This window comes from Deinococcus detaillensis (genome assembly GCF_007280555.1).
Lineage (GTDB): Bacteria > Deinococcota > Deinococci > Deinococcales > Deinococcaceae > Deinococcus > Deinococcus detaillensis.
The window spans coordinates 42,909-58,931 of the sequence record NZ_VKDB01000012.1 but is presented as its reverse complement, the minus strand read 5'-3'; the positions used below and the strand labels follow the sequence as shown (position 1 = coordinate 58,931).

Here is a 16,023-nt window from a genome sequence, read left to right as displayed (position 1 = left end):
CTCCATTTCATTCGTACACCAACTCGCGCAGGCGGTCGCGCAGTTCCGCGCCGGTCAAATCAGCGCTCAGCCGCCCACCAGTCGCCAGCCGGATGCTGCCGCGCTCCTCGCTGACCACCAGCACCACCGCGTCGGTGAGTTCCGATAGACCAATCGCGGCGCGGTGGCGGGTACCGTAGCGCCGGTAGATGCCGTCGCTGGCCTGGAGGGGAAAGAGGCAGGCGGCGGCCAGCACCCGGCCTGACTGCACGATCATGCCGCCGTCGTGCAGCGGGGCGTTGCGGGCAAACAGCGCCTCGATAAAGGGAGCGCTGATCTGGGCGTCAAGCTTAACCCCGGTGGCGGCGTACTCGCCCAGCGGCGTGCGGCGCTCGATAGCGATGAGCGCTCCGGTTTTGCGCTCGGCCATCCGCTCCATCGCCCGCGAGATGTCTTGCAGCGCCGCGCCGCTGGCTCCCACGTCGCGCACGCGGGTGCGCCCGATCTGCTCCAAAGCCGCCCGCAACTCGGGCTGAAACACCACCACCAGCGCAAACAGGCCCACTGGAGCGATGCGCCCGAGGAGCGAGTTGAGCGCCGTGAGCTGCAAGAAATTGGACACGGCCCACGCCAGCACAAAGACCAGCACGCCGCGCAGCACGTTGACGGCGCGGGTGCCGCTGAGCAGCATGTACCCCTGATAAAACAGCGTCGCCACCAGCACGATGTCCAGCAAGTCTTTGAGAGATGTGGTGAGTAGCACAGTCAGAACCCCTACACCGCCACTATACGGGGCGGCCCTCTGAGAAGGTTGGCAAAGGGGCCGGGTAGGAGCAGTTAGCGGCCTTGTATACCTAGCGGCCCTGCATATACAGCAGCGCTTCCGGCAAAGCGTTTTGCCACGTCACCCAGTTGTGGCCGCTGGGGTATTCGCGGTACTGATGGCGAATATTCAGGTCTTGCAGCGCGGCGGCCATCCGGCGGTTGGGCGAGAGCAGCCATTCCAGCGTGCCGGTATCGAGGCTGAGCTGGAGGTCTGTCGGCGGCCTGAGCTGGAGTTGCTCGCGCAGCCACTCGCCCGCCGACGTGGTGTCAATGGTGCTGCCTTGCCTGCCATCTGGCGCGGCAATGAAGGCCCCGCTGTGACTGATGACTTTGCTGAACACGTCGGGGTGCTGCCAGGCGGTGTAAAGGCTGATCAGGCCGCCCAGCGACGCGCCCCACAGCCCGCGCCCAGCGGCCTCGCGGCTGACCGAAAAGCGCTGCTCGACTTGCTCCAGCACTTCGCTCTGCAAAAAGTCGAAGTAGCGCTCATTCAGGTAATACTCGGCGTTGCGGTCGAGCGGCTCCACGAAAACTAGGATGGCCGGATCAATCAAGTCTCGTACCAGCGCTCTATCCAGCAGTTCGCTCAGCTTGCCGGTGCGGTAAAACGCCACGCCGTCTTGGATGTAGTACACCGGATAGCTGCGGGCCGCGTCATAGCCCGGCGGGGTGTAGACGTAGCCCCGGCGCTTGCCCGAAAAGACCCGGCCTTCCCAGGCCATCCGGTGCGCTTCGCCGCGCTGGGCAGGGTTGTTGGTCGCGTCACCTTGCCACAGCCAGTGGCGCGGGTACTCGCCCACTTCGGCGGCGCGGGGGTAATTCCACCACGGATTGAGCGACTTTTGCGAATTGTCGGGATCGGCAAACGGTTGGCCTGCCGCGTCCAGCCAAGCGTATTCCACCCATGCGCCGCGCGGCAGCGTCAGGGTGATGGGTTGGCCGCCCACCACCGGCAGCGGCGGCTGCTTGAGCCAGTCGGTGAAATCGCCCAGCAGCGCGGTTGCGCCTGTGGGCGGGGTGAAGGTGACGTGGGTGCCTGCAACGGAAACGGCCATAAAGGGGAGTCTAGAGCAGTCAGCTGTCTTTGACAGAAGTTTGACGGGCTTTTGATGCCTGCTGGACTAAGTTCAGGGCGTCCGGGAATCCTTGGTTCCAGCCGCCCTTCTTGCCGATTAGAGGAGACTTTATGCAGCAGCAACGCTCTGAGAACATCAACATTTCCCGCCAGGCCCTCTTTTCTTTGGTGGGTGCGCTGACTGGCTATCCCAACCCCGACGACTCCAATGAGCCGCGTGGCCCTTGGGGGCCAGTCATCCGGCAGGCGCGGGACAAACTCCACGTGATGGGGTTGCAACCGGAGCCTTGGCGGGCTGTGACGCTCAATCCGCAGCCGCTCCCGCCGCGGTGGGCCGCCGCCTCCGCGCTGGCCGAGGTGATACTTGACCGGGTGGATCACTTGGAGATGCTGGCGGCCGCTTTGCCCAAGGAGGCCGGGGCCAGTCTGCGGGCCTACGGCAGCGACATGATCCGGCGTTTCGTGGACGACTACTGCGGCAACGGCATCATCGTCATTCATCTTCCCAAGCACGGGCCTTTTCCGCCCGGCGGCGATGAACCCCAGCCGATTGGCCCCCTAGAATTGCTGGTGGTGGGCATGAAATTTACCGGCGCGGCTGAGCTTTCAGGTGATGTGAGCGCCGCCGGAGAAAAACTGATTGAGGTGGGCTTACAGCGGATGCAGGGGCAAGGCTGAGCAGACTGCTCTAAACTTCCTTGTCCGGCATCCGAATGTGATCGACCTGTGCGCCGTAGCGCAGCAAAATGGTTTTGAGGCGCTGCACCGCCGCACTGGCTTTCTCGCGGTCCTGGGGCAAAAAGGCCAGCGTCACCTGCCCGTCTATGCCGGAGCGAGGCTCCAGAACCCGGACTTGCAGCGGCACGGCAAAAGCCGGATCCTGCGTGATGTCGCGCAGCACGCGGGCAAAGCGCATCTCGTCCATGTCTTCAAGGGTGAACTGAATGCCCAGCACTTCTTGTTCCGGAACGCGGTGGTAAGGCGCGGGGATTTGGTCGTCGCTCATGGGTGCAGGCTAGCAAAAAGCGCTCAGCGCTTAAACTAAACAGTATGACCCTCCTCGTCACCGCCCAAGTTCAAGACCTGCTGACGCGGGAGCGCACCTTGCTGGCCGACCTGCAAGCCTTTTTAGAGTTGCAAGGTGCCCCGAGCGCCGCCACCGAGCAGGCCCGCCAGAGTGTTCGCAACCTCGACGAAGCCTTTTTGCTGGTGGTGGTGGGCGAGTTCAACGCGGGCAAGAGCAGTTTCATCAATGCCCTCTTGGGCGATCAGGTGCTGCCCGAAGGCGTGACGCCCACCACCGACCGGATTTATGTGCTGCTGCACGGCGAGAAAAGGGACGGACTGGAAGGCCAGATGGAAGCCACCAGTGATCCGTTCGTCAGCCGTCTGCGGGTGCCGCTGAGCGTGCTCGAAGGCGTGGCGCTGGTCGATACCCCCGGCACCAACGCCATCATCCGCCAGCATCAGGCGCTCACCGAAGGCTTCTTGCCCCGCGCCGATCTGGTGTTGTTTCTGACCAGCGCTGACCGGCCTTTCACCGAGTCGGAGCGGCAATTTCTGGAACTGGTGAGGCGCTGGGGCCGCAGCGTCATCATGGTGGTCAACAAAGCCGATCTGCTTGAAACTGCTGAGGCCCGTGAGCAGGTTCGCGCTTTTGTGGAAAGTGGAGCGCGGGCCACGCTGGGCCTGACGCCGCCGACCTTTTTGGTCTCAGCGAGAGCCGAGCAGCGCGGCGGCGACGCCGGATTCGCTGCCCTGCGCGAGGTGCTCAAGATGCGCTTATCCGAAACCGAGCGCACCCGCCTCAAGCTGGCTTCGCCGCTGGGGGTGGCCGCCGAACTGCTGGGTGCGGAGAATGTCCGCTCTGCCGAAGCCCGCCGCGCCCTCAAAATTGATCTGTCCACCCTGACCCGCTTGGAGGAGCAGCGCGAGCGTCATCACGGCAGCATGCAGGCCGAACTCGACGGGCAGCTCAACCGGATGAACTGCTTGTTGGGCGAATTTGAGGTGCGGGCCGACAAGTTCATCGACAAAGCCCTGCGAATCGGCAACGTGCGCCAGCTGGTCAACGCCCGCGAGCTGGAGGCCACCTTTAAGCGAGAGGCGGTGGCCGATTTGCCGGAAGCCATCGAAAAGCAGTTCGGCAGCATGATCGACCGCTTCGTGGAAAGCAATCTGCACTTTTGGGAAGACGTGCAGGCCGACTTGACGCGCCGCCAAGTCGAGCAGCCGTCCGAGACAGGGCAAAATCTGAACCGCCCCCGCTTTTCGTATGACCGCGCCGCGCTGGTCGAGGGCATTTCTGGCAGCGCTCAGCGCCACTTGGCCGAGGGCACCCAGGAAGCCCTGATGCGCCAGCTCTCGCAGGACGCCGAGGACGCCCTGAAAGGCGTGATCGGCTTCGGCGCGGGCGGAGTGGCGATCGGCACCGTCACGGCGCTGGCCCTCGGCGGAGCGCTGGCCGACTTTACCGGCGTGCTGGCCTTCCTGACCGTTGGGAGCCTCGGGCTGTTCGTGCTGCCCCAAAAGCGGCTGGCGGCTCTGCGGCAACTCCGCACCCGCCTGGCCGCTCTGCGCGAGAGTTTAGACAGCATCGTGCGGCGCGAGTACCAGCGCGAGCAGGAACGCGCCGACGCCCGCTTGAGTGACGCCACCTTGCCGTTTACCCAGTTTACCCAGCAGGAGCAAAGCCGCCTCACGCGGGCCGAGCAGCGCAGCGGTGAGTTGCAGGCAAGATTAGAGCAACTCAAAAATGAAGTTCAGCAGTTTCCAATCTGATGAGCCGCTGCATTTTGACTACAAAAAGTAAAATGCAATGAATCCACCGGGTTTTTGGTGAAGTTGTAAGGCGAAAGTGAGATCGGGCATTCTACATTAAAGCCACGCTGAGCCGCGCCGGATGCTGTGAAGAAGGCGGGCAAGAGGAGGCTTTTTCCTTGAAACGTTCCCTTACCGCTCTCGCCTTGATTGTGCCGCTGCTCTGTCAAGCGGCGCAGGCCCGTTCATACGCTGATATTCGCAGCAGCGGCACGCTCCGGCTGGCCACCAGCGTCGATTTCGAGCCGTTTAATTATTTGAAGGGCAACACATTCGCCGGATTTGAAGTTGACCTGGGCGAAATGATTGCCAAGCAACTGAGGCTGAAAGTGGTCTGGGTCAAAGGCGATTTTGATTCGCTGCTCAAAAACTTTAAAGATTATGACTTGGTGATCGCTTCGCATGCCATCACTTCGACCCGCGCCAAACTGGTGGATTTTACTCAGCCGCATTACTGCACTGGCGGTGTGTCGCTGGCGCAGCCGGGCGGCCCCCTGACCAGCAAGGCGATGGCAGGCCAACTGCTGGGAGCCGAATCGGGCAGCACCTACATGGGCTTTATTCAAAAGTTGCCGTTTGAAAAGCAGCTCAAAGTCTACGGCTCGTCGCAGGCCGCCATTCAGGCAGTGGCCACGGGTCAGGTCAGCGCCACTGTGACCGACAAATTCGCCGCCTTAAAAGCGCTCCGAACCTACAACAAAGCCAACTTGCAAATGGGTGATCTGTTGTGGCGAGAGAGCATCGGCATGGCCGTGCAAAAAGGCAATTCGGAGCTGCGCCAAGCCGTCAACGGCGCACTGGCCACGCTGCTCAAAAACGGTGAGTACGACGCGCTGTCCAAAAGTTACTTCGGCCAAGACGTGCGCTGCTGAAATGGGGTTTGAGGCTCAGAAAAAGGGAAGGTTGAGGGCGCGTTACAATTCGTATTGAAACAGGCAACGAACAAAACCAATAAGCAAAAGCCCCAGCACTTGGCTGGGGCTTTTTAGTGAGAGCGGGGGTTTAGCGCTTGGGGGTGATGGTGATGGTGCCGCCCTGCGACACGTTGTAGTTGTTGACGAAGGTGTTGTAACCCGGCGCGATCAGCACGATTTCGTGTCCACCGCGCGGCAAGTTGAGGTCGAGGCCGCCGTTTTGAATGGTGCCGACTTGGCGTCCGTCCACGAAGATCAGTGCGCCGTTGACGCTGCTGCGGATATTGACCGGCGCAGTGTTGCTCACAGGCGGGGCGGGCGTCACGACGGTGTTGAATTCCACGTTGACGTTGGTGGTGGCGTTGGCGCGTACCGTGATGGTGGCGCTGTAATCGCGGTAGCCGGGGGCGGTGATCCGCAGCGGGTAGTTGCCGGGACGAATGGCGCTGAAAGTCTGGTTGGCGTCACCGAGACGCTGACCGTTCAGGTAAACGACCGCGCCGGAGACGTTGGTGCCGACAAAGACGTTGCCGGTTTGGCTTTGCTGCTGCGAGGCGACGTTGTAAAACGCGGTGTCGCTGACCCAGCTGTTTTGAGGAATCGGGCTGACCACGATGCTCAGGGCCTGAGCGAGCTGCTGCTGGCCTTTGGCATTCACGTCGGCAAACGAGTCCTGCTGGCTGGAGAACTTGCTGAGGTCGCCGAGGTTGAGTTCGGTTTTGCTGGCCAGCACCAGCACTTTGTTCAGGCCCACCGGGCCGGCGATGTCAAAGGTAAACTGATCGCCCGCTGCGGGGAAGGTCTTGACGACGTTGGCCTTGACGAAGTTCGCGCCGTTGGCGTAGCGGTTGGGGAGAAGCTGATCGACCTTGCCGGTGCCGTCCACGTTAAACAGGTAAACGTAGGCGTCCTGGCTGGAGCGGACGTTGAGGGTGATCTTCTCGTCGATTTTGTAATTGGGGATTTGGGTGCCGTCGGGGTTCTTGTCCGTCCAGACCGAGACGCTGAGGTCAGGCTGAACCGGGTTGACGATAATGCTCTGGGCGCTGATCTTGGGTGCCGCCATAGCGCTGCTGAGCAGCAGAGCGGCGGGCAATACGAGTAGTTTTTTCATTGGAGCCTCCTGAAAAGAAGCCTAAACTGCAAAAGGTGACGTCCCATGAGGGCGAGAGGAGAAACCCTTTACCAAGGTTCAGGCTTGCATCAGCTTTGCAGAGCGTGATGGGTGTGAGAAACAAAAAAACACGCGCTGAGTTTTGTATCAGCGCGTGCGTTGGTTGGGGCACATGGATTCGAACCATGATCACCACTTCCAAAGAGTGGTGTCCTGCCGTTGGACGATGCCCCATCACCTCTTCCCGCTTGGTGCTTGGCCGGGGAAGCATAGAACGGGGGAAAGTATACCAGCGGGGCGGGGCGTTGGTCAAGTGAGGCGGCAGCGGCAAAAGGCGAGGAACTTCGCAGCGCCTGCACGCACTGAGGCGCTGGCGCTCGGCCCAAAAAAACCCAGCTCAATCCGGTTAAGGAGAGCTGGACTTTTTGAGCTGAAGGGTGCTTAGCGGCGGCGGCGAGCCGGTTGTGGCCCCACACGCCCGCCACCCACGTCGCTTCTGGCCATATCACTTCTGCCCGCGTCATTTCGGGGTGTGGCATTGCGGCTATCAGCAGGGCGGCTCTGGCGCTGGCCACCGCCGCCCTGCCCGCTTTGACCGCCCTGGCTTCCTGCGCCGCCGCTGCGGGCCTGTGTCTGCCCACCGCCGCTCCTTTGACCGCCTTGCTGGCTCCTGCCGCGTCCACCTTGAGCGGGGCGGGGCTGCTCCAACTTGCCTTCGACTTTGGCGTGGTAATCAAAGCCTTCCAGGTTACGGCGGGTCAGGGTGCGCTTGGTGAAGCGCTCGATGCTGCGGATCTCGTCTTCTTCCTGTGGGCTGACCAGGGTAAAGGCGGTGCCGCTCTTGCCGGCGCGGGCGGTGCGGCCAGCCCGGTGGACGTAGTCCTCGGCGGCCACTGGCACGTCGAAGTTCACTACGTGGCCCAGCGAATCGATGTCGATGCCGCGTGCGGCGATGTCGGTAGCGACCAGCACCCGGTATTTGCCGCTCTTGAAGCCCGAGAGCGCTTCGGTGCGGGCATTTTGCGAGCGGTTGCCGTGAATGCGCTCGGCGCTGATTCCGGCGTTGACCAGTTGCTCGGCCAGGCGGTTGGCGCGGTGCTTGGTGCGGGTAAACACCAGCACGCTGTCCATGTTGACCTCGGCGTCGGCCAGCAGGCCAATCAGCAGCTTGGACTTGAGTTCGCCGTGAACCGGAAACAGCGCCTCGGCGATCTTGTCGTTGGTGCGGCCCTGGTGCTTGACGCCCACACGCACCGGGTTGTGCTGAAACTCGCCGGCCAACTTGAGGATGCTGTCGGGCATGGTGGCCGAGAACAGCAAGGTCTGACGCTTGTCGGGCAACACGCGCAGCACCCGGCGGATGTCAGGCAAGAAGCCCAGGTCGAGCATTCTGTCAGCTTCGTCGAGCACCAGCACTTCGAGGGCGCTGAAATTGATATTGCCCTGCCCGATGTGGTCGAGCAGGCGGCCCGGCGTGGCGATCACGATGTCGGTGCCGGCCCGCAGCGCTTTTTGCTGGGGCCCCTGCGACACGCCGCCGAAAATGCTGACGACCTTGAGGTGGGTGTTGGCGATCAGGACGCGGGCGACTTCTTCGATTTGCGCGGCCAGTTCGCGGGTGGGAGCCAGCACTAGAGCGCGGGTGCCGCGTGCCCGCTGGGTCAGCAGGCGCTCGATCACCGGCAGCAAAAAGGCCACGGTCTTGCCGGAACCCGTCGCGGCGGTGCCCAGCACGTCCTTGCCCATGCGGGCGGGCGGCAGAGCCAAGCCCTGAATCTCGGTGGGGACGGTGTACTTCAGTGCGTCAATGGCCTCGCGCAGCGGCGCGGGCAGCTGCATCTCCTGAAAGGTGAAGGAAACGGCGGTGCTGGGTGCAGCGGCATCATTGGTGGGGCGGGGCGCGTCTAAAACAGTCATTTGAACCTCACGAACAGAAACCCGCCCTGCGGCGGTGAATTGTTCGGTTTATGTGAAAGCGGCAAAATTTCGCCAGCCCTGCGGCGAAGGGGGTGTGCCATATGGTCAACACGGTGAACGCGGGACGTTCATCTGGCCGCAGTGTTGTGTGAGGGGTACAAAAATAAATCAGGGCAGCGGCCCACTTGCAAAAGAGTCTAGCGCATCTCGGGGCACAGTTTCGGCCTGCTACTCAGGCAGGAACACCCCAGCACAGCACGCCAGTTCTTTAAGCTGATCGGCCTAGCTTGCACCGCCGGGGCAGCGGTGTTAAACTGTCTAGGCTTCCGAAGTTCGCTGGTGGCGACCGAGAAGTACAGGCGGGGGTTCTTAGCTCAGTTGGTAGAGCATCGGTCTCCAAAACCGAGGGTCGTAGGTTCAAGTCCTGCAGGGCCCGCCACAAAAGTAAAATGCCCCGCTGCGTGCGGGGTTTTTTCGGTTATGAGCTGGATGCTACCGCTCTTCCAGTGCTTTGACCCGTTCTTCGAGTGAGGCTACTTTGCGCAGTAGCGCCGCCAGCAGCAGGGCGTAGTGGTCATACAGTTTGGGGCGCTCCATCTTGAGATCGCCCGCCATCCAGCCCGACAGCAATCTCTCGGCCCCGGCCAGCACTTCGTCGTCGCTGACGGCGCTGGCGCTTCTGCCCTGCAAGATTTCTTTGGCAAAATTGAGTTCACGTTCTTCCATCCCCCCAGTGTGCCACCGAGTAATGGGGTTGAGGGCAGGGGATCTCAGCACTTTTCTTCATTCGGGCCGCTTAGACTGTGAAGTATGACCAGCAGCAGCAACAACGGCCCCCTTCCCGCTCAGCACGGCCAGTTCCGGGTCGCCAGCTTACCCACCGGCCCCCTCCAGGAAAACGCCGTTCTGGTGTGGGACGCGGCCAGCGCCGAGGGCTTTTTGATCGATCCGGGCGATGAGGCCAGCAAAATTTTGGCGTGGGTGATGCGTCACGGCGTCAAGGTGCGGGCCATTTTGCTGACCCACGCGCATTTCGACCACATCGGGGCGGTGCAGCCGCTCAGGGAAGCGCTGAATGTGCCGGTGTGGCTGCACGAGGCCGATCTGCCGATTTACCGCGCCGGAGCGCAGAGCGCCGAGCGCTGGAATCTGCCGTTCGTGCAGCCCGCCGACCCCGAACACTTTATGGAGCAGGGGCAGGTCTTTAAGGCGGGCAAACTCGAACTGATTGCCCGCGAGCTGCCGGGCCACGCGCCGGGGCATGTGGTGCTGCTGGGCGAGGGGCTGGCCATCGTGGGCGACACGCTGTTTCAGGGCGGCATCGGGCGCACCGATTTGCCGGGCGGCAGCCACCCCCAACTGATGCAGGGCATCAAAGCAGAGCTGCTCAGCTTGCCGGAGGGCACTGCCATTTACCCGGGTCACGGCGGCAGCAGCAGCATCGGGGCCGAGAAAGCCAGCAATCCGTTTTTGCTTTGAGATCGGGTGTGGGAAAAGAAAGGTGAGGCCACTTGTCTTCCATTTGGTCGGCCCACCGGGGAGTGGCAAGCGAACCATCGGCTTGGTGCTGGCTGAACTGACCGGCGCGGTTCTCCTCGACAATCACCTGTTCAATGACGCGGTGTTTAGGCCTTACGGCGCAGACGGACTGCGGCCCATTCCCGATGAGATTCACGCGCTGGCGGCGCAAGTTCGCAAGCTGGGGCTGGAAGCGGCCTGCCTCGCGCCCCCGGACGTAAGCCATATTTTCACGAGCTATCTGACGACTCGTCCGTCAGGGCCAGCGGCCATTCAGGCCAGGCGTGACTTGGTGGCGGTGAGATCAGCCATCTATGTTCCTGTCTGGCTGGAGTGCAACCTGAGCGAACTGGAACGCCGGATGACCCTCCCTGAACGGTTGGAACGAGCGAAGATGCGCGATGTGGCGATGCTCCGCGCTACGCTCTCCTCAGCCGACCTCCTTCCCCCGCCGCCTGACGCGCTGGTGCTGTATACTTCCGCCTTTCAACCCGCAGAATCCGCCCGGCAAATCGTGGAATTTGCCCACCGCCAAGCCCAAGCTGACAGCCCCCTGACCTAAGCTGCCAGAATAAAGGGCGTGAGCCATGTGGTGGTCATTGAAGACGAGAGCACCGTTCAGGGCGTGCTGAAATTTCACTTGGAGCGGGCCGGACTGCGGGTATCGGCGTTTGGCACCGTGGAAGACGCCCTGCCTAGCCTTACTGCCGCCGACGCCCTGGTGCTCGACTGGATGTTGCCCGGTGAGAGCGGCCTGAGTTTTTTGCGGCGGCTGCGGGCGGATCAGGAACTCAAAAAGCTGCCGGTGCTGATGCTCACCGCCCGCGCCGCCGAGGCCGAGCGGGTCGAGGGCTTAGAAACGGGAGCCGACGATTACCTCACCAAGCCGTTCTCGGCCGCCGAGCTGGTGGCGCGGGTGCGGGCGCTGCTGCGGCGCACCCAAGCCGAAATGCCGCAGGTCATCGCGCTGGGGCCGCTCAGCATCGACGTGCCCGCCGCCGAAGCCAAGAAAGACGGCGCGGCACTCAACCTGACCCGCCGCGAGTTCGATCTGCTGACTTTTTTGGCGCTCAACGCTGGGCGGGTCTACTCGCGCACCGAACTGCTCGATAGGGTCTGGGGCGCGGACTTTTTGGGTGGTGAGCGCACGGTGGATCAGCACATCACCCAGTTGCGTGCCCACCTCGGCGACGATCCGGCCAGCCCCAGGTTTCTGGAAACGGTGCGCGGCAAGGGCTACCGGATGCGGACATGGACGCCCTGAGCGCCGGGCGCTCGCCGGACGCCCTTCCTGAGTCTGATGCCTGGCAGGACGCCTTGCCGCAGGCGGTGGTGCGCTTCGAGGAAGGCCGAATCACCCACCTGAACGCCGCCGCCGCCCGGCTGTGGGGGGTCAGTAACCAGAAAGCGGCGGGGCGCACGCTGCTCGAAGTGCTGCGCCGCCACACCCTCGAAGCGCTGGCCGAGCGCGGCGGCGAACTCGAACTCGACGTAGCGGGCCGCACCCTGCGCTGCGTGGCGGTGCCGGGTGCATTGATTGTCGAAGACGTCACCGACCACCGCCGCCGCGAAGCCGAGTTGCGCGAAGCCACCGCCATCTTGTCGCACGAGTTCCGCACCCCCGTAACCGGCCTGCGCGGGGTGTTGGAAGCGCTGGAATACGCCATGCCCACCGAGATGCAGCAGAGCTTTGTCAAACAGGGCCTGCAAGAAGTCGAGCGCCTTGCCCGCTTGGTCGAAGACTTGGCGGTGGGTTTCAGGCCGACCCGCGCCCGCACCGTGCCGCTCAGCGAGGTCTTTTTGCGGGCCGAGCGGCTGCTGCTCCCCGAACTCAGCGCCCACGCGGCCCAACTCAGCTTCGGCGATGACCATCTGGTGCGGGCCGACCCCGACAAGCTGCTGCAAATTCTGCTCAACCTCACCGAAAATGCCCTCAAGTACGGGCCGCGCGGCGCGGCCATCGAGGTGCGGGCGGCGGCGCGGGGAAGCTGGGTGGAAGTCTCGGTCAGCGACGAAGGTGAGGCGCTCAGCAGCACCGAGCATCTGTTTCAGGCCCATACACGCGGCGATCACGCGCCGGGCCTCGGCAGCGGCATGGGGCTTTATATCGTCCGCAGCATCGTGCAGGGCTGGGGCGGTCAGGCCTGGGCCGAGCGCCGGGAAGGGCGCAACGCCTTCGTGTTCACCTTGCCGGGCGTGGCGGGCTTGGTCTGATAAGAATTCCGGTCAATCAGTTATGAAATAACTGTTGACCCGACTGGAGGGAGTAGGAAAAAATACGGATTCCAGAATGGAGTTGGCTTTCGGTACTTTTCCGAAAGAGAACAGAATGGCCGGAATCCGTATGAGCGGGAGTAACGCCCGAGCCGCAAGCAGACAAAGCCCTGACATCCGCCTCTTACGGTCAAGGGGATTAAAGTAGGGTCTCTAAGGAGCCGGTATGCGTGAAGTGTTGGAACAAGATTTGCAAAAAGTGCTGCGTGACGCCCTCGAAATGCTCAGTACGGTAGAGCGGATGCTGCCGATTGCCGCTGACGTGCTGCTGCACCAAAATGTCAAACGCCTTCCCGAAATTCGCTCGATTGACCGCGAAGTCGACGCGCTGGAAACCCAGATCGAAGCCGAGTGCCTGCGGATTATCGCCCTGCACCAGCCGGTCGCCCGCGATCTGCGCTTGGTGGCGCTTGTCCTCAAGAGCTTATCGGATATCGAGCGGATGGGCGACTACGCCGTTCACGTGGCCGCCGACAGCGCGGAACTGGCGCAGGCCGCGCCCCTCAAGCGCTACGTCAACTTGGGCCGGATGCTGGAGCGCCTGCAAGAAATGAGCGTGCATCTGCGCACGGCCATCACCGAGCGAGACGTGAAGAAGGCCAACGAAACCTTGCAGATGGACGATGAAGTCGACGACCTCTACGAGCAGACCCAGCGTGAACTCGTCACCTACATGCTCGAAGACCCGCGCAACATCTCCAAGAGCTTGACCCTGATGCGTGTGGGCCGCAGCTTGGAGCGCATCGGCGACCACATGGAAAACGTGGCCGAGCGCCTGAATTACTGGATCACCGGCCAGCGCGAAACGCAGATGCGTGACTGAAGGACTGGGGAGCGGAGATAGGGGAGTGGTCAGTGGTTGAACAGCTTTTGGCGCTGTTTCCACTGACCACTTCCTACTTCCCACCAACCACTCCCTCTGACCCGAATTCCGCTTCAATCGCTCCCCAGCCTGCCTGCTAAGCTGCGGCCATGACGCCCGTTTCACCGCCTGTTCCCGCGCCGTCCTCCCGCCTCGACGCCCTGAGTCTGGGGGCCATCTGCATCACTATTTTGTTTTGGGCTTCGGCGTTCGCGGGCATTCGGGCGGGTTTACAGGTCTTCTCGCCGGGCCACCTGACGCTCTACCGCTTTCTGGTGGCCTCAGCCGTGCTGCTCGTCTACGCACTCATTACCCGAATCCCGCTGCCCAGCCGCGCCGACGCGCTACGAATTTTTGGGCTGTCATTTTGCGGCATCACGCTGTATCACGCGCTGCTCAATTACGGCGAACAGAGCGTGCCCGCCGGAACCGCCAGCCTCATTATCGCGGCGGGGCCAGTCATCACGGCGCTGATCGCTACCCGCTTTGCCGCAGAAAAGCTGACTCTGCTCGGCTGGCTCGGCACCTTCATCAGCTTGGCGGGCGTGCTGCTGATCGTCTTGGGCGGCGGGCAGGGCGTGTCGTTTACCGGCGGCGCGATTTTGATTTTGCTGGCCGCGCTGTTTACCAGCATTTACTTCGTGTTCCAGCGGCCCATTCTCGGGCGCATGAAGCCGCTAAATTTCACGGTTTGGAGTTTGCTGCTGGGCACGCTGCCGATGCTGATTTTCCTGCCGGGCTTCGCGGGCGAGTGGCGGGCCGCGCCGCTGAGCGCTCACTTGGCGGTCATTTATTTGGGGATTTTTCCCTCGGCGCTGGCGTACCTGACATGGACATTTGCGCTTTCGCGGGTGAGTGCCAGCGCCACCACCAGTTTCTTATTTGTCAGTCCGGTGCTGGCCACCCTGATCGCTTGGCTGTGGCTGGGCGAGGTGCCGGGAGGAATTTCGCTGATCGGCGGCGCGGTGGCGCTTATCGGGGTGCTGTTGGTCAACACTTTGGGCCGCCCCGCGCCTGCCCGCATCCAGTCTGATCCAATCGCACAACCTGACTCAACCGCCCAGCCCAGCGCTGAAACCCGCAGGCTTTCATGACCCCGCTGTCTGACCAACCGCTGCCCAATCAACCGTTACCTGAGCCAGCAGCCCCTCATCCACCCGCTGAGCTGCCGCAAGTTGATGTCAGGGGCAGCGTCTCCGGCACGGCGGCCATCGAACTTCAGGATGTGAGCTTGCGCCTCGGCGGGCGCGAGGTGCTCAGCGGCGTCAATCTGGAGGTGCGGCGCGGCGAGTTCTTGGCAATCATCGGGCCTTCGGGCGGCGGCAAAAGCACGCTGCTGAGAATCGTCTCAGGGCTGCTCCGCGCCGATTCGGGAGAAGTGGCGGTGCGCGGGCGGCCCGCCTACGTCTTTCAAGACGACCGCTTGTTGCCGTGGCGCTCGGCCCTCAGAAACGTCTCGCTGCCGTGTGAACTCGGCTCGGGTGGGGTGCTGACCCCCGGCGAGGCGCTGAAGTTGGTGGGCATGGCGGCTTACGGCGATTACCTGCCAGCCCAGCTCTCCGGCGGCATGCGGGCGCGGGTGGGGCTGGCCCGCGCTCTGGCGCAGTCGGGCGACATTTTGCTGCTCGACGAGCCGTTCGCCGCTCTCGACGCTCTGGTGCGCGAGCGCTTCAACGACGAGCTGCGCCATCTGCACGAAAAAACTGGCCAGACCACCTTGATGGTCACGCACTCGATTCGTGAAGCGGTGCTGCTGGCCGATAGGGTGGCGGTGCTGCGCGGCGGCAAAATCGTGGCGCTGCTCGAAACGCGCGGTCAGGGGCGGCTGAGCGCTTACACTGAGGGTACCGAAGCGCAGTTGCGCTCACTCCTCGGCAGCGGGGACAGCACCCACAACTGGTCGCCGCCGCCAGCAGAGCGCAGCAAATCCGAATGGTTGCCGGTCTTGGCGCTGGCGCTGGGCCTGCTGATCTGGCAAGCGCTGGCGGTGCGAATCGACGCCGATTACCTGCTGCCCACCCCGCTGAGGGTCTGGCAGGTGTTCTGGCAAAACCGCGCCGATCTGCTCTCGCAACTCGGCTACACCGCCGCAGTGGCCTTGCTGGGAGCACTGCTGGGCAGCGCTTTCGGCGTGCTGATCGGCTACCCGATGGCGCGTCTCCGGTGGCTGGAGCGCTTTTTGAGCCCGCTGCTGATCGCCAGCCAGAGCACCCCGACGGTGGTGCTGGCTCCGGTGCTGCTGCTGTGGCTGGGCTTCGGGATTTTGCCGGGCATTCTGGTGAGCGCCCTGACCGCTTTCTATCCAGTGCTGGTGTCGACTCTGGTCGGCGTGCGCGAAGTCGACCGCACTTACCAAGAACTCTTCAGCACCCTGCGGGCCACGCCGCTTCAGCGCTTGCTGCACCTCGAACTTCCCGGGGCTCTGCCAGTGCTGCTCGGCGGGCTGCGCTTGTCGCTGAGTCTGGCGCTGATCGGCGCGGTGGTCTGGGAATTTACCAGCAACCAGCGCGGGCTGGGCTTTGCCATCAATCAGGCGCGGCAGTCGTACCAAACGCCCAGAGTCTTTGCGGCGATTGCCCTACTGGTGCTGCTGGGCGTGGCCCTCTACAGCGTGGTGGCGTGGCTGGAGAGGCGCGAACAGCGGCGGCGCGGGCGCTGAGCTGAGCAATGGGATCGGGCTGAGCACTGACCTTGGCAATGGAGCATAGCAAAAAGCAGCCGGAAG

The 16,023-nt window shown here is 62.9% G+C and carries 16 protein-coding genes and 2 tRNA genes; 11 read left to right on the top strand and 7 right to left on the bottom strand.

What is annotated here, in order from left to right; all coding sequences use genetic code 11:
- Positions 1-7: 7 nt before the first annotated feature.
- Together cdaA and FNU79_RS11580 are read right to left on the bottom strand one after the other, a co-directional pair.
- Complete coding sequence (gene cdaA / locus FNU79_RS11585; RefSeq protein ID WP_225430033.1) at positions 8-742, bottom strand: diadenylate cyclase CdaA; 735 nt, start codon at positions 740-742, stop codon at positions 8-10.
- Positions 743-833: 91 nt separating this feature from the next.
- Positions 834-1,859, bottom strand: coding sequence for an alpha/beta hydrolase (locus FNU79_RS11580; protein WP_143720995.1), 1,026 nt, complete (start codon positions 1,857-1,859; stop codon positions 834-836).
- Positions 1,860-1,990: 131 nt separating this feature from the next.
- Here FNU79_RS11580 and FNU79_RS11575 point away from each other — a divergent pair, with 131 nt between their 5' ends.
- A complete protein-coding gene (locus FNU79_RS11575) occupies positions 1,991-2,557 on the top strand; it encodes a hypothetical protein (protein WP_143720994.1) in 567 nt (188 codons plus the stop codon).
- Between the two features lie 10 nt (positions 2,558-2,567).
- On the opposite strand, the gene FNU79_RS11570 is transcribed toward FNU79_RS11575, so the two are convergent.
- Positions 2,568-2,885 carry a hypothetical protein gene (locus tag FNU79_RS11570; RefSeq protein ID WP_143720993.1) on the bottom strand — a complete coding sequence of 106 codons (318 nt, stop codon included), beginning with the start codon at positions 2,883-2,885 and terminating at the stop codon, positions 2,568-2,570.
- 44 nt (positions 2,886-2,929) lie between these two features.
- Between FNU79_RS11570 and FNU79_RS11565 the strand changes: the two genes are divergently transcribed.
- Together FNU79_RS11565 and FNU79_RS11560 are read left to right on the top strand one after the other, a co-directional pair.
- Complete coding sequence (locus FNU79_RS11565) at positions 2,930-4,660, top strand: dynamin family protein (RefSeq protein ID WP_143720992.1); 1,731 nt, start codon at positions 2,930-2,932, stop codon at positions 4,658-4,660.
- 158 nt (positions 4,661-4,818) lie between these two features.
- Positions 4,819-5,571: an ABC transporter substrate-binding protein gene (locus FNU79_RS11560; RefSeq protein WP_143720991.1), complete on the top strand. Its 753-nt coding sequence runs from the start codon at positions 4,819-4,821 to the stop codon at positions 5,569-5,571.
- A gap of 130 nt (positions 5,572-5,701) precedes the next feature.
- On the opposite strand, the gene FNU79_RS11555 is transcribed toward FNU79_RS11560, so the two are convergent.
- The 3 genes from FNU79_RS11555 to FNU79_RS11545 all read right to left on the bottom strand — a co-directional run bounded on the left by FNU79_RS11555 (position 5,702) and on the right by FNU79_RS11545 (position 8,644).
- Entirely contained in the window at positions 5,702-6,727 is a 1,026-nt protein-coding gene (locus tag FNU79_RS11555) for a DUF4384 domain-containing protein (protein ID WP_143720990.1), read from the bottom strand.
- 160 nt (positions 6,728-6,887) lie between these two features.
- Positions 6,888-6,961: transfer RNA gene (locus FNU79_RS11550), tRNA-Gln, on the bottom strand.
- A gap of 207 nt (positions 6,962-7,168) precedes the next feature.
- Positions 7,169-8,644, bottom strand: coding sequence for a DEAD/DEAH box helicase (locus tag FNU79_RS11545; RefSeq protein WP_225430032.1), 1,476 nt, complete (start codon positions 8,642-8,644; stop codon positions 7,169-7,171).
- A gap of 363 nt (positions 8,645-9,007) precedes the next feature.
- Between FNU79_RS11545 and FNU79_RS11540 the strand changes: the two genes are divergently transcribed.
- Positions 9,008-9,083, top strand: a tRNA-Trp gene (locus tag FNU79_RS11540).
- Between the two features lie 53 nt (positions 9,084-9,136).
- Here FNU79_RS11540 and FNU79_RS11535 read toward each other — a convergent pair.
- Positions 9,137-9,370 carry a hypothetical protein gene (locus tag FNU79_RS11535; protein WP_143720989.1) on the bottom strand — a complete coding sequence of 78 codons (234 nt, stop codon included), beginning with the start codon at positions 9,368-9,370 and terminating at the stop codon, positions 9,137-9,139.
- A gap of 84 nt (positions 9,371-9,454) precedes the next feature.
- On the opposite strand from FNU79_RS11535, the gene FNU79_RS11530 reads away from it, so the two are divergent.
- The 7 genes from FNU79_RS11530 (at position 9,455) to FNU79_RS11500 (ending at position 15,957) form a co-directional block, all read left to right on the top strand.
- Positions 9,455-10,123, top strand: a complete 669-nt coding sequence (locus FNU79_RS11530) for an MBL fold metallo-hydrolase (RefSeq protein ID WP_124871018.1) — start codon at positions 9,455-9,457, stop codon at positions 10,121-10,123.
- 22 nt (positions 10,124-10,145) lie between these two features.
- Positions 10,146-10,724 carry an AAA family ATPase gene (locus FNU79_RS11525; RefSeq protein WP_225430031.1) on the top strand — a complete coding sequence of 193 codons (579 nt, stop codon included), beginning with the start codon at positions 10,146-10,148 and terminating at the stop codon, positions 10,722-10,724.
- A gap of 18 nt (positions 10,725-10,742) precedes the next feature.
- Positions 10,743-11,426, top strand: a complete 684-nt coding sequence (locus FNU79_RS11520) for a winged helix-turn-helix domain-containing protein (RefSeq protein WP_143720988.1) — start codon at positions 10,743-10,745, stop codon at positions 11,424-11,426.
- Entirely contained in the window at positions 11,414-12,376 is a 963-nt protein-coding gene (locus FNU79_RS11515; protein WP_143720987.1) for a sensor histidine kinase, read from the top strand. The genes FNU79_RS11520 and FNU79_RS11515 overlap by 13 nt, the downstream gene beginning before the upstream one ends.
- A gap of 226 nt (positions 12,377-12,602) precedes the next feature.
- Entirely contained in the window at positions 12,603-13,259 is a 657-nt protein-coding gene (gene phoU / locus FNU79_RS11510) for a phosphate signaling complex protein PhoU (protein WP_143720986.1), read from the top strand.
- Between the two features lie 149 nt (positions 13,260-13,408).
- Positions 13,409-14,392, top strand: coding sequence for a DMT family transporter (locus FNU79_RS11505; protein ID WP_143720985.1), 984 nt, complete (start codon positions 13,409-13,411; stop codon positions 14,390-14,392).
- Complete coding sequence (locus FNU79_RS11500) at positions 14,389-15,957, top strand: ABC transporter permease subunit (RefSeq protein ID WP_143720984.1); 1,569 nt, start codon at positions 14,389-14,391, stop codon at positions 15,955-15,957. The genes FNU79_RS11505 and FNU79_RS11500 overlap by 4 nt, the downstream gene beginning before the upstream one ends.
- Positions 15,958-16,023 lie beyond the last annotated feature (66 nt).